The organism is Streptomyces sp. NPDC048172, assembly GCF_043202595.1.
Taxonomy (GTDB): domain Bacteria; phylum Actinomycetota; class Actinomycetes; order Streptomycetales; family Streptomycetaceae; genus Streptomyces.
This window is the reverse complement of the sequence record NZ_JBIDAT010000002.1, coordinates 806,709-818,987: the sequence shown is the minus strand read 5'-3', so window position 1 is coordinate 818,987 and position 12,279 is coordinate 806,709. Positions and strand designations below refer to the sequence as shown.

Below are 12,279 nucleotides of genomic sequence, written 5' to 3'. Positions count from 1 at the left end.
GGGATCAGCCTCTCTGGTAACGGGCGGACGGGTAGCGGTCGTACAGCTCCGTGGACCAGTACGTGGCGACCCGGGGGCGTGCGCTCCCCACGCGCAGGGACGCGTAGGTGTGGATGCCGCGGCCGTCGGCGAGCGGGCGGCGGGCGACGTGGTCCAGCAGCGTCCGGTACTGCTCGGCGGGGAGGCCGAGGTCGCGCATCACGGCGCTGACGCGGCGCTCTATGGTCCGGTCGCTGTCCGCGTACAGCCACAGGGGGACGTAGACCGTGGCGGAGACCGGCGCGGTGCCGCCGGAGGCCGTGAAGGTCAGATTGCTGACGAGGGGCTGCTCGCGCAGCTCGCCCTCCTTGCCGGTGAGTTCGCGGCAGAAGTCGCCCAGCAGGCCGGACTCGTGCTGCGCCGCGACCTCCATGCGCGCGTCCAGCTCCTCCGGCACGGCCTCGTAGTGCCGGAAGTAGACCTTCACGCGCGCCTCGGAGCCCTCGACGAGGTCCAGGCCGAAGTAGACGATCCGGTCGAGGTCGAAGCCCCTGCCCGCGTACGCGCTGACCGCGGCCCAGGCGTCCGCCAGGCCGACGCGCTCCAGCGCCGCGCGCGTCCTGTCGACGCCGCTCAGCGTCCCGTTCGCCTCCGGGTTCAGATAGACCTTGAACTCGGGGCGTCCGGTGGGCGCGAAGACCGCGGCGTGCATCATCGCGAACCCGGCCGGGTCCTCGTGCGGCAGGAACAGGTCCCATACGGCCGCGAGCCGGCCCCCGTCGGCGCCGAACTCCTGGATCAGGCCCTGGGTGAGACCGGCCGCCGAGCGCTGGGCCGCCGGGGTGCTGGGCACCTCGGGGAGGGACTCCACGAGCGCCCGTATCTGCACGCGGTCGTCCGCGAAGGCCGCGGAGAACTCGATGGGAGAGCCGTCGGCGCACACGTCCGAGTGCCAGTCGGGGCGCTCCCCGATGCGCCGGGCGCCCCAGGGGGAGAGCATCCGCCGCAGTGTCGCCGTGCCCCCGGCGACGTCCATGCCCGCGCTGTCGAACAGTCGCGTGGCGGTGGCGATCCCGTAGTCCGAGAAGGTCACAGCCGCGGACGTCCGGGATTCCGGCTGCAAGGACAACATGGAATTCCTCCCCCATCTCGGGTCCCGCCGTACCGAGCGTGTACTGCACAGGCAGGCCGGCCGGCCGGTCGCCTCAAGACCGGGAGGTATCCGTCGCGCACTCCGTCACGCGCTCCGTCACGCACTCCACCAGGGCATAGCCATCGTTCAGCCCTGGACCGCCGCCGCCCCGCGTTCGCCAAGGAGTTACCCAGATCATGACCCTTGCATTCGTCAACGGCCTCGTGCCCCTGGGTATTGCCCCTGTCCCATGAATAGAGGACAACCCCGGGGACCGGCAGCGGCGTGCGCCGGGCTGCCGGAGCACTCACCGGCGCGACCGCGCACCTCCGCCTGACGGATGTGCAGGACGATCCTCAGAGAGACAGGAACGGTCTCAACAGGTCAACTCCCACTCCCGCCAGATCACAGGGGGAACGGGTGCGGAAAGCATTCATCAGAACGGGGGAAATCCCGCGCCACTACGGCCTTCACCGGATCTCCCCGATTCCCGCCCCTGCGGCGAATACCGCGACCGCCCACGAGAGGAATGTGTGAAAGGGGGTCACCGCCCGGCGCCGACGGGGGCATATTCCCCCGGACTTTGCGTTCGCGACGGCGGGCTTTACTGGATCACGCCGTGCGGAGGGCGGCCAGCAGGGCGTCCACGAGGGGGCGGTCGCGGTCGTAGGAGAGGGTGCGGCGGGCCGCCTCGGGGGAGAGCCAGAGGACGCGGTCGACCTCGCGGTTGGGCACGAAGGCGCCGCCCCGGGCCTCGGCGGCCCAGTAACGGACCTTCTTGGGGCGGCCGTTCGCGACATAGCGCATCGTGGAGAGCGGGGCGCCCAGCTCGCACTCCAGGCCCGTCTCCTCGCGCACCTCGCGCAGCGCGGCGCGGCGCTCGCCGGTCAGCGGGTCGGCGGCCTCGGAGCGGGTCAGCTTGCCCTTGGGGAAGGACCAGTCCGCGTACTTCGGGCGCCTGACCAGGACGAGTTCGATGCCCTCGCCCGTCTCCGCGCGGCGCCAGACGACGCAGCCCGCGGCCCGTACGAGATCGTCGTTCGCTCCGGTCGCTCCGGTCGCTCCGGTCGCTCCGTGCGCTCCGCTCATAAGGAGGCCCGCCCTTCCAGCCGTTCCGGTGGCGCCGCGGTGGAGACCCAGAGGCGGCCGAAGGCGAAGCGCGCGGCCTCGACCTCGTGGCGCTGGTCGGCGTGGAGGACGCCGAGCGCGTAGGCGGTGGCGGGGGCGATGCGCGGGGTCGCGGCGGCCGAGGCGGCAGCGGCGGCGGCCTCCGCCGCGTCGCGGTGCCGGTCCAGCGCGCGGCTCGCGGGCACGAGCCGGGGGTCGCCGCCGCCCGCGCCGCCGAGCGCGAGCACCTCCTGCGCGTACCGGTGCACCCGCAGCAGCGTCCGTACGTGGTGCCAGGCGGCGTCCTGCCGGGCCTCGGCCGCGAGGGAGCGGGCCAGGGCCTCCGCGTTGTACGGCGCCCCGGCGCGCGAGAGGGGCAGGGCCTCGACGGCCTCCGTCAACCGCCACTGCGCCTGCTGCGCGAGCGGCGCCAGCACGGGCACGGCCCCGTCGCCCGGACCGCCGTCCTTGTCGTCCGTACGGAAGGGCACCTCGGAGGCGAGCACCGCGACCTCGTCGGCCACCGCGTGGAAGCGCGCGGAGCCGAGCGCCTGGAGCGCCGCCGAGTGGGCGCGCGTCCGGGAGAGCGTCAACTGCCGCTCCAGCAGCGCCCCGGCGCGAGCCGCGCCGACGGGCAGCGAGCCGCGCTCGCGCTTGCCGCCGCCCGCGTGCCCGGGGGCTCCGTTGCCGCCGGGACCTCCGGGGCCTCCGGGGCCTCCGGGGCCGCCCGGACCGGTCACCGGGCTGTTCACCGGGCCGCCGCTGGCCAGCCGGTGGAGCGCCGAGAGCAGCCGGTCGAGCCGCGCCGCGTACGCGTACTCGCGCGCCAGCGTGCCCGACAGCCAGCTCAGCTCCGTGCGCAACTGGTCGGCCCAGACCGCGTCGAAGAACGGCCGGTACGTGTGCAGGGCCCCGCCCAGCCTGCGGGCCGCCGCGCGCAGCGCGCGTACCGCCTCGGCCGCCTCCGCCGCGCTCTCCGCGCCGCCCGCGCTCTCCCTGTGCGTGCGCAGCCCGCGCAGGAACTCGGCCGCGCGCTCCCTCAGATACGTTCCGAGGACGTCGGCTGCCGTCGCTCCGGCCGTCACCGCCACTTCCCTCCCCGCCGAGGCACCGGTCACGGCGCCGCCGTCACGTCGCCGGACCACGGCGCCGTCTCCGCCCGTCGATCAGCATTTCCTGCACGTTCGGGAGCGGTTGCCCCTCCTGATCGTGCGCCCGCCGCGTCCACTCGCCGTCCTGGCCGAGGTGCCAGGAGGCGGTGGTGTCGGACATCCCCGTCTCCAGCAGCCGGATGAGCGAGGCGCGGTGCGCGGGGTCGGTGACCCGGACCAGCGCCTCGATACGGCGGTCGAGGTTGCGGTGCATCATGTCGGCGCTGCCGATCCACACCTCGGACTCACCGCCGCCCCCGAACGCGAAGACCCGCGAGTGCTCCAGGAACCGCCCCAGCACGCTGCGCACCCGGATGTTCTCGCTCAGCCCGGGGACGCCGGGGCGCAGCGCGCAGATGCCGCGCACCCACACGTCGACCGGGACGCCCGCGCGCGAGGCGTGGTAGAGCGCGTCGCAGACGGCCTCGTCCACGATCGAGTTGACCTTGATCCGGACGTACGCCTCGCGCCCCGCCTCGTGGTGCTCGATCTCCTGGTGGATACGGGAGACCAGCCCGTCCCGCAGCGACTTGGGGGCGACCAGCAGCCGCCGGTAGGTCTCCCGCCGCGAGTACCCGGAGAGCCGGTTGAAGAGGTCCGAGAGGTCGGCGCCCACCTGCTGGTCCGCGGTGAGCAGCCCGAGGTCCTCGTAGAGCCGGGCCGTCTTGGGGTGGTAGTTGCCGGTGCCGACGTGCGCGTACCGGCGCAGCACGTCGCCCTCCTGCCGCACCACCAGCGAGAGCTTGCAGTGCGTCTTCAGGCCCACCAGCCCGTACACCACATGGCAGCCGGACTCCTCCAGCTTGCGGGCCCACTTGATGTTGGCCTGCTCGTCGAAGCGGGCCTTGATCTCGACGAGGACGAGCACCTGCTTGCCGGACTCGGCCGCGTCTATCAGCGCGTCGACGATGGGCGAGTCGCCCGACGTCCGGTACAGCGTCTGCTTGATGGCGAGCACGTCCGGGTCGCCCGCCGCCTGCTCCAGGAACGCCTGGACGGAGGTGGAGAAGCTGTCGTACGGGTGGTGCAGCAGCACGTCGCGCTCGCGGAGCGCGGCGAAGATGTCGGGCGCCGAGGCGGACTCGACCTCCGCGAGGTCCCGGTGCGTCCCGGCCACGAACTTGGGGTACTTCAGCTCGGGCCGGTCCATCGCCGAGGCGATCCCCGACAGCCCTGTCAGGTCGAGCGGGCCCGGCAGCGGATAGACCTCGGCATCGCTCACCTTCAGCTCGCGGACCAGCAGATCGAGGACGTACGGGTCGATGGACTCCTCGACCTCAAGACGGACGGGCGGCCCGAAGCGGCGGCGCATCAGCTCCTTCTCCAGGGCCTGGAGCAGGTTCTCCGCGTCGTCCTCCTCGACCTCCAGGTCCTCGTTCCGCGTGACCCGGAACATGTGGTGCGCGAGCACCTCCATGCCGGGGAACAGCTCCTCCAGGTGCGCCGCGATCACGTCCTCCAGCGGCACGTACCGCTGCGGCGACGCCTCCAGGAAGCGGGGCAGCAGCGGCGGCACCTTGACCCGCGCGAAGTGGTTGTGGCCGCTGACCGGGTTCCGCACGACGACGGCGAGGTTCAGCGAGAGCCCCGAGATGTACGGGAAGGGGTGCGCGGGATCGACGGCGAGCGGCGTCAGCACCGGGTAGATCTGCTGGCGGAACAGCGAGAAGAGCCGGGCCTGCTCCTTCTCGGTCAGCTCGGCCCAGCGGATCAGGTGCAGCCCCTCCTCGGCGAGCGCGGGGGCGACGTCGTGCTGGTAGCAGGCGGCGTGCCGCGCCATGAGCTCGCGCGAGCGGGTCCAGATCAGGTCCAGCACCTCGCGCGGCTGGAGCCCCGAGGCGCTGCGCGTCGCGACGCCGGTCGCTATGCGGCGCTTCAGCCCGGCCACGCGGACCATGAAGAACTCGTCCAGATTGCTGGCGAAGATCGCGAGGAAGTTCGCCCTTTCGAGGAGGGGCGTCCCGGGGTCCTCGGCCAGCTCCAGCACCCGTTCGTTGAACGCCAGCCAGCTCCGCTCCCGGTCCAGGAAGCGCCCGGCCGGGAGCGAGCTGTCGGCCTCGTCGGGCCCGCGTCCCTCCTCGTAGAGGTCGACGTCCGAGTCGATGTCGGGGTCGAGGCGCAGCTCGGCGCCGCCGCCCGCGACCGGCTGGGCGCGGTGGGCGGCGATCGATCCGACGGAGGGCTGGGCGGCGTGCGGGGCGGGCTGGCTCATGGCCCCATTGTTCCGGGCATTCTCCCGCCCGCGCTCGGGCTGCGGCGCGGAGAGGGGGCGGGGGGCTGCTGGGTGCATTGCGTGAGCGTCGCACTCGGGTTTGAATGCCCGGTTACGCGAGGGTGGCGCCTCGGGGTTGCCCAGGTGCCGCGGTGGTTGTGCGGCGGTACGGGCGCGGCGCTCAGCTCTCCGTGCGGTACATGAGGTCCGTCTCGTGGGTGCGGAAGCCCAGGCCCTCGTAGACCTTGACCGCCGCCGCGTTGTCGGCGTCCACGTAGAGCATCGCGGTCGGCAGCGCGCGCTCGTCGGCGAGGTGGCGCAGGCCGATCGTGGTGAGCGCCTTGCCCAGACCGTTACCTTGCTCGTCGGGGCCGACCCCCAGCACGTAGACCTCGCCGAGGCCCTCGTCCGCGTGGACCTTGGTCCAGTGGAACCCGACGAGCTCCTCGCCCCGTACGGCGAGGAAGAAGCCCGCGGGGTCGAACCAGGACTCGGCCTCGCGGTCGTCCAGGTCACGCTGGGTGAGCCCGCCCTGCTCGGGGTGGTGCGCGAACGCCGCGGCGTTCAGCCGCAGCCACGCCGCGTCGTCCTCGCCGGGCCGGAACGTCCGTACGGTCACGCCGTCCGGCAGCACCGGGTCCGGCAGCGTCAGCCCGGTCAGCGGGCGGCGGAGCTGGCGCAGCTCGCGGAAGAGGGTCAGGCCGAGGGCCTGCGCGAGGTGCCGGGCCGCCGGGTGACCGCCGTGCGCCCAGACCCGCAGCCGCTTGCCCGAGGTGTCGAGGAGGGCCTGGCCGAGCTGCCGCCCGTACCCCTTCCCGCGCTGGTCGGGGGCTACGACCAGCTCGCCGGTCGGCGCCTCCACCGGGTCGGTGTCCTCCAGCTGCGCGTATCCGGCGAGCCGTCCCTCCCCGGCGCGGAGCAGCAGATGGCGCACGCCGGTGCGCCGCCCGCCCCGCAGCTGGAGGCGGCCCTGCTCGGAGACCGCGGGCTGACCGTCCTCCCGCGCTGCGGTCTCGATCAGCTCCAGCACCTCGCGTACGCCGTCCGCCGGTACCTCGTCCACAACAACCACGTCGCTCATGGGAACGACCCTACGACCGCACCGACGGCGACGGGGCGGCACCGTCACGGCTTCACAGGCTCTGCCCCCGTCCCCGACGGCTCTCAGACCGTGGGCTCGGGGTCCGTGAGCCCCAAGTGCTCGTGCAGCGCCGCCCGTCCGGCGTCCGTGAGCGCGACGGCACGTGTGGTGCCGATCCTGGTGATCCACCCCGCGTCGAAGGCGTGCCCGCACAGCGCGGCGCCGACCGCGCCCGCCAGGTGCGGGCGGCGCTCCGTCCAGTCCAGGCACGCGCGCACGGCAGGGCGGCGCGAGGAGGCGGGGAGCGCGACGCCGAGCGCGTCCAGCCACGCCGCGCCGTCCCCGGTCAGCCGCAGCCCGCCCGCCCAGTCGAGCAGCCCCCGCCCGGTCATCGCGTCGGTGACCGCCACGCCGACGGTGCCCGCGAGATGGTCGTAGCAGGTACGGGCGCGGGCCAGCGCCTTGTTCCGGCTCGCGGCCGACAACGAACGGGGCGGTACGTCCTCGCGGCGCGGCCCGAGCGCCGCGAGGTTCTCGATCACCTCGGCGACGCGCGGGTCCGCCAGCCGCACGTAACGGTGCCTGCCCTGCCGCACCTCGCTCAGCAGCCCGCCCTTGACCAGCAGGTTCAGATGCCCGGTCGCCGTCGGCGCGGCGACACCCGCGGCCCGCGCCAGCTCGGTCGCCGTCCAGGCGCGGCCGTCGAGCAGGGCCATGCAGAACGTCGCGCGCGTACGGTCCGCGAGCAGCGAGGCGACGGCGGCGAGGTCGGGACCCTGGGCGTGGGGGGACATGGCCCCCATTCTTCCCGGCTCACGGTTCGGCGCGCGCCGAACCGTCACCGTCCCCGCCGCCCGGCGGGCCGTCCGGCGGGACGTCCGGCGGGGGCGTCGGCGCGCCCGGCAGCCACAGCACGGCCTCCGTGCCGCCGTCCCCGTCGGCGGGGGCGCGCAGCGTGACGTCGCCGCCCGCCTGCCGCGCCGTACGCGCGACGATCGACAGGCCGAGCCCGGAGCCCGGCAGGCTCCGCGCGGACGGCGACCGCCAGAACCGGTCGAAGACATGGGGCAGTTCCTCGGCCGGTACCCCCGCGCCGTGGTCCCGCACCCGCAGCGTGCCGCCGCTCAGCGAGACGTCCACGGTCCCGCCGTCGGGGCTGAACTTCACCGCGTTGTCCAGCAGGTTGACGACCGTACGCTCCAGCGCCGACGGCTCCCCGCGCACGTACCAGGGCGCGGCCCCGGCGGCGATCGTCACCTGCGGCCCGCGCAGCCGTACGCGCTCCACCGCGCGCTCGACGACCTCGTGCAGCCCCACGATCCCGCCGCTCTGCGACTGGCCCTGCGGGCGCGACAGTTCCTGGAGGTCGCCGATGAGCGCGTTCAGCTCGGTCATCTGCGCGCGGACGGAGGCGAGCAGCTCCCTGCGGTCCTCCTCGGGCAGCGGACGCCCGGTCTCCTCGCTGCGCACCAGCAGGTCGATGTTGGTCCGCAGCGAGGTCAGCGGCGTCCGCAACTCGTGCCCCGCGTCGGCGATCAGCTGCTGCTGGAGCTCGCGCGAGGAGGCGAGCGCGCCGGTCATCGAGTTGAACGAGCGCGAGAGCCGGGCGATCTCGTCGTCGCCCTCGACGGGGATACGGACGGCGAGGTCCTCGGTGCGCGCGATGTGCTCGACGGCGTGCGTCAGCCGGTCCACGGGCCGCAGCCCGGCGCGCGCGAGCACCACGCCGGCGCCCGCGGCGCCCAGCACGCCCGCGCCGCCGACCAGCGCGAGGATCAGCGCGAGCTTCCGCAGCGACTCGTCGACCTCGGTCATGGGGCGGGCCACCGACACGGCGAGGTTGGTGCCGACGACGGGCGTCGTCCGTACGCGGTACCCGGTGCCGTCCTCGGCGCGCGTGGTGTGCACGGTCACGGCGCGGTCCCGCTGGGCGACCTCGACGTCGGAGGCGGAGACGTCCAGCTTGTCGCCGACGATCACGCAACTCGTCCCCGACGGGTCCACGACCTGCACGACGGCGCTGAACGGGTTCGGGTCGTGCTGCTCAGGGGGTCTGCACTGCCCCGCCTCCACGCGGTTGACCACGTCGCTGGGCCGCACGCTGCTCTCCTTGAGCGAGTCGTCGAGGGAGCTGAGCAGCTGGGCCCGCACGAGAAACCAGCACGCGAGCGCGCAGGCGGCGACGGCGACGGCCACGGTGAGCGCCGCCATGAGGGCAAGCCGCCCTCTGAGGGGCATCGAGACAGCGCGCGCCCCCTCCCGGCGAAGCCGGGCCAAAGTAAGCCGAGGACTCATAGCCCGCACCCGGCACAGGGGCTGCGCTTGCCAGCCCTGCGCCTTGCGCAGACCTCCCAAGCACAGAAGGGAGAAGCAGGGACCTGCCCCGCCAGGGCGGAGGAGACGTGCCCCGTCAGGGGCGCGGGACTGTGTCCATATGCGGCTCCGCCGCGCGGGCGCGCCCGGCCCACGGGCTGAGCGGAGGAGACGCGCCCCGTCAGGGGCGCGGGACTGTGTCCATATGCGGCTCCGCCGCGCGGGCGCGCCCGGCCCACGGGCTGGGCGGAGGAGACGCGCCCCGTCAGGGGCGCGGGGAACTGCGCGACAAGCCACGACGCACCGGCACCCGCGCACCGGCGGCAAGGGGCAGCCCGGAAGGCGCACGGCCGCAGAGCAGGCGCACCCGCGCGACAGCGCACAGGGGCAGCCGGGAAGGCGCCCGGAGAGGCACTCACGACGCGTCGTCCCTCAGGACGTAGCCGACTCCGCGCACCGTGTGGACGAGCCGGGGCTCACCCCCGGCCTCCGTCTTGCGGCGCAGATACATCACGTACACGTCCAGCGAGTTGGACGACGGCTCGAAGTCGAAGCCCCAGACCGCCTTGAGGATCTGCTCACGCGTGAGCACCTGGCGCGGGTGGGCGAGGAACATCTCCAGCAGCGTGTACTCGGTCCGCGTCAGCTCCACCGGGCGTGAGCCCCGCGTCACCTCGCGGGTCCGCAGATCCATGCGCAGGTCGGAGAAGGTGAGCGCGGCGGGCTCCGCCTCCGCCTCGGCCTCGGCCTGTTCCCGCGCGTACGAGCTCCGGCGCAGCAGCGCCCGTACACGCGCGAGCAGTTCGTCCAGCTCGAACGGCTTGACGAGGTAGTCGTCGGCGCCCGCGTCCAGCCCCGTGACGCGGTCACCGACCGTGTCACGCGCCGTCAGCATCAGCACCGGCACGCGCTGTCCGGCGGCACGGAGCCGCCGGGCGGCGGTGAGGCCGTCCATGCGGGGCATCAGCACGTCGAGGATCACGAGGTCGGGCCGGTGCTCGGCCGCCTTCTCCAGCGCCTCGGCGCCGTCGGCGGCCAGCACGGTGTCGTACCCCTCGAAGCTCAGGCTGCGCCGCAGCGCGTCCCGCACGGCGGGTTCGTCGTCGACGATCAGGACCTTCATGGTCTCCAGCTTGTCACCGGCGGTAGCGGTGGCGCTGTCAGCCATCCCCGTTCCGCAGCTTGTCCAGGTCCTTCTTCACGTCGTTGATCGGGATGGCGAAGCCGAGCCCGATGCTGCCGGACGAGGAGGACGCCTGCGCGCCGCCGCCGCCCTGGCCGCCGCCCGCCGGGTACATCGCGGAGTTGATGCCGATGACCTGCCCGTTCATGTTGACGAGCGGGCCGCCGGAGTTGCCGGGGTTGAGGGAGGCGTCCGTCTGGATGGCCTTGTACGTGGTGGTGTCGCCGTCCGTGCCGCCGTTGAACTGCTCTCCGCCGAACTCGAACGGCCAGTTGTCGCCCTGGTTCCCGCCGCCCTGACCGCCCTGGCCGCCGCCGTCCCCGTCCTCCTTCTGGACCGTCACGTCGCGGTCCTTGGCGGAGACGATGCCGCTGGTGACGGTGCCGGAGAGGCCCTCGGGGGAGCCGAAGGCGACGACCTGGTCGCCGACGCCCACGCCGTCGGAGTCGCCGAGCGAGGCGGGCTTGAGGTTGTCGGCGCCGCGCACCTTGATCAGCGCGAGGTCGCGGTCGGGGTCGGTGCCGACGACCTCGGCGGTGCCGGTCTTGCCGTCGCCGAAGGAGACCTTCGCGGTGTCCGCGCCCGCGACCACGTGGTTGTTGGTGAGGATCTCGCCGTCCTTGGTGATCACCACGCCGGAACCGGTGGACTGCCCGCTGCCGGAGGACGCCTTGATCTCGACGACGCTCTCGTCCATGGCGTCGGCGACGGCCGAGACGCCGCCCTTCGCGGACGCGTTGCTGCCGGTGACGGGCGCGGAGGCCGTGGTCGTCGGGTCGTCGCTGAGGAGCCGCTCGACGCCGAACGCGGTCCCGCCGCCGACGACCGCGGCGCCGACGGCCACGGCGGCGATCAGCGCGACGGGCTTACGGACGCGACGCGGACCCGGCGCGGGCGGCTCGGAAGGGGGAGGCGGCGGGTAGGCGCCGCCGAGAGGGCTGCCGGTGCTGCTCACGGTGTTCTCGTCCATGCCTTTGAGAGTGGCCCGGCAACCTGAGAACAATCTGAGTGAGCGCTAAGAAACCTCGTAATTGCACGACGGCGGAGTGTCGCAGCCGCAGGAGCGCCGCACCACGAGGCGCGAGGGGAACTGCCGCACCCGGCCCTTGCCGCCCGCGACCCCGGGGCTGCGCGTCCCGCCCGAGACCCGCAGCGAGTCGTCGAGCACCAGGTCGACGGCGGCCTTGGCGATCTCCACCCGGTCCGAGCCGATGGTGGTCAGCGGCGGGTCGGTGAGCCCCGCCTCCTTCACGTCGTCGAAGCCGACGACGGCCAGCTCGCCCGGCACGTCGAGGCCCAGCTCGCGCGCGGCGCGCAGCACGCCGATGGCCTGGTCGTCGGTCGAGCAGAAGAGCGCGGTGGGGCGGTCGGGGCCGCTGAGCAGGCCGAGCGCCACGCGGTAGGTGTCGTACCGGTTGTACGGGGACTGGAAGAGGCGGCCCTCGACCGACTTCCCGGCCTCCTTCATGGCCCGCGTCCAGCCCTCGATGTGGTCGGTGACCGGGTCGCCGTACTCGGGCGTGGACTCGACGCCGCCGAGGCAGGCGACGTAGTCGTGGCCGTGCTCCAGCAGGTGGCGGGTGGCGAGCTGGGCGCCGCCGGTGTCGTCGATGACGACCGCGACGTCGTCGATGGCCTCGGGCCGCCGGTGCATCAGCACGACGCGGGCGTCCCACGCGTCGATCTCGGCGGCGGCCTGCTCGCTGGGGCCCGCGCTGATGAGGATGAGGCCGGAGACGCGCATGCCCAGGAAGGCGCGGAGGTAGTGGACTTCGCGGTCGTCGAGATAGTCGGAGTTCCCGACGAGGACCATCTTGCCGCGCTCTGCCGCCGCCTGTTCCACCGCGTACGCCATCTCGGCGAAGAAGGCCTGGCGCGCGTCGGGGACGATCAGGCCTATGAGATCGGTGCGGCGGGACGCCATCGCCTGCGCGACGCGGTCCGGCCGGTATCCCAGCTCCTTGATCGCCGCCAGCACCCGCTCCTTGGTGGCCGGAGCCACCGGGCGGGGACCATTGTTGATCACATAACTGACGACCGCGGTCGACGTACCCGCCAGCCTTGCCACATCGTCCCGCGTCACCTTGGCCACGCCGCGAAGTCTACGCGCGCCAACAGAGC

At 73.5% G+C, this 12,279-nt stretch carries 10 protein-coding genes; all 10 read right to left on the bottom strand.

All coding sequences use genetic code 11. From position 1 onward, the window contains the following. Window positions 1-4: 4 nt before the first annotated feature. The gene (locus ACGF3A_RS12355; protein WP_393728599.1) at window positions 5-1,072 is read right to left on the bottom strand and encodes a tryptophan dimethylallyltransferase family protein; all 1,068 of its coding nucleotides are present in this window, start codon (window positions 1,070-1,072) and stop codon (window positions 5-7) included. Window positions 1,073-1,723: 651 nt separating this feature from the next. Further along, a complete protein-coding gene (locus ACGF3A_RS12350) occupies window positions 1,724-2,200 on the bottom strand; it encodes an NUDIX hydrolase (protein ID WP_393728597.1) in 477 nt (158 codons plus the stop codon). Next, entirely contained in the window at window positions 2,197-3,336 is a 1,140-nt protein-coding gene (locus tag ACGF3A_RS12345; RefSeq protein ID WP_393729109.1) for a CHAD domain-containing protein, read from the bottom strand. Before ACGF3A_RS12345 ends, ACGF3A_RS12350 begins: the two co-directional genes overlap by 4 nt. 10 nt (window positions 3,337-3,346) lie before the next feature. Then, complete coding sequence (locus ACGF3A_RS12340; protein ID WP_393728595.1) at window positions 3,347-5,581, bottom strand: RNA degradosome polyphosphate kinase; 2,235 nt, start codon at window positions 5,579-5,581, stop codon at window positions 3,347-3,349. A gap of 181 nt (window positions 5,582-5,762) precedes the next feature. Beyond that, window positions 5,763-6,662 (bottom strand): mycothiol synthase, encoded by a 900-nt coding sequence (gene mshD, locus ACGF3A_RS12335; protein ID WP_393728593.1) that lies wholly within the window; start codon window positions 6,660-6,662, stop codon window positions 5,763-5,765. A gap of 83 nt (window positions 6,663-6,745) precedes the next feature. Beyond that, on the bottom strand, window positions 6,746-7,465 hold the full coding sequence (locus ACGF3A_RS12330) for an ArsR/SmtB family transcription factor (RefSeq protein WP_393728591.1): 720 nt from the start codon (window positions 7,463-7,465) through the stop codon (window positions 6,746-6,748). Between the two features lie 10 nt (window positions 7,466-7,475). Beyond that, entirely contained in the window at window positions 7,476-8,957 is a 1,482-nt protein-coding gene (locus ACGF3A_RS12325; RefSeq protein WP_393728589.1) for an ATP-binding protein, read from the bottom strand. Between the two features lie 433 nt (window positions 8,958-9,390). Beyond that, window positions 9,391-10,143, bottom strand: coding sequence for a response regulator transcription factor (locus ACGF3A_RS12320; RefSeq protein WP_393728587.1), 753 nt, complete (start codon window positions 10,141-10,143; stop codon window positions 9,391-9,393). Then, window positions 10,136-11,128 (bottom strand): S1C family serine protease, encoded by a 993-nt coding sequence (locus ACGF3A_RS12315; RefSeq protein ID WP_393728585.1) that lies wholly within the window; start codon window positions 11,126-11,128, stop codon window positions 10,136-10,138. Before ACGF3A_RS12315 ends, ACGF3A_RS12320 begins: the two co-directional genes overlap by 8 nt. A gap of 45 nt (window positions 11,129-11,173) precedes the next feature. Continuing rightward, on the bottom strand, window positions 11,174-12,250 hold the full coding sequence (locus tag ACGF3A_RS12310; protein WP_393728583.1) for a LacI family DNA-binding transcriptional regulator: 1,077 nt from the start codon (window positions 12,248-12,250) through the stop codon (window positions 11,174-11,176). Between the last annotated feature and the right edge of the window lie 29 nt (window positions 12,251-12,279).

Coding starts and splice junctions, on each gene's coding strand:
- ACGF3A_RS12325 (WP_393728589.1), bottom strand. CDS start 8,957: ATGAGTCCTCGGCTTACTTTGGCCCGGCTTCGCCGGGAGGGGGCGCGC.
- mshD (WP_393728593.1), bottom strand. CDS start 6,662: ATGAGCGACGTGGTTGTTGTGGACGAGGTACCGGCGGACGGCGTACGC.
- ACGF3A_RS12320 (WP_393728587.1), bottom strand. CDS start 10,143: ATGGCTGACAGCGCCACCGCTACCGCCGGTGACAAGCTGGAGACCATG.
- ACGF3A_RS12315 (WP_393728585.1), bottom strand. CDS start 11,128: ATGGACGAGAACACCGTGAGCAGCACCGGCAGCCCTCTCGGCGGCGCC.
- ACGF3A_RS12350 (WP_393728597.1), bottom strand. CDS start 2,200: ATGAGCGGAGCGCACGGAGCGACCGGAGCGACCGGAGCGACCGGAGCG.
- ACGF3A_RS12330 (WP_393728591.1), bottom strand. CDS start 7,465: ATGGGGGCCATGTCCCCCCACGCCCAGGGTCCCGACCTCGCCGCCGTC.
- ACGF3A_RS12340 (WP_393728595.1), bottom strand. CDS start 5,581: ATGAGCCAGCCCGCCCCGCACGCCGCCCAGCCCTCCGTCGGATCGATC.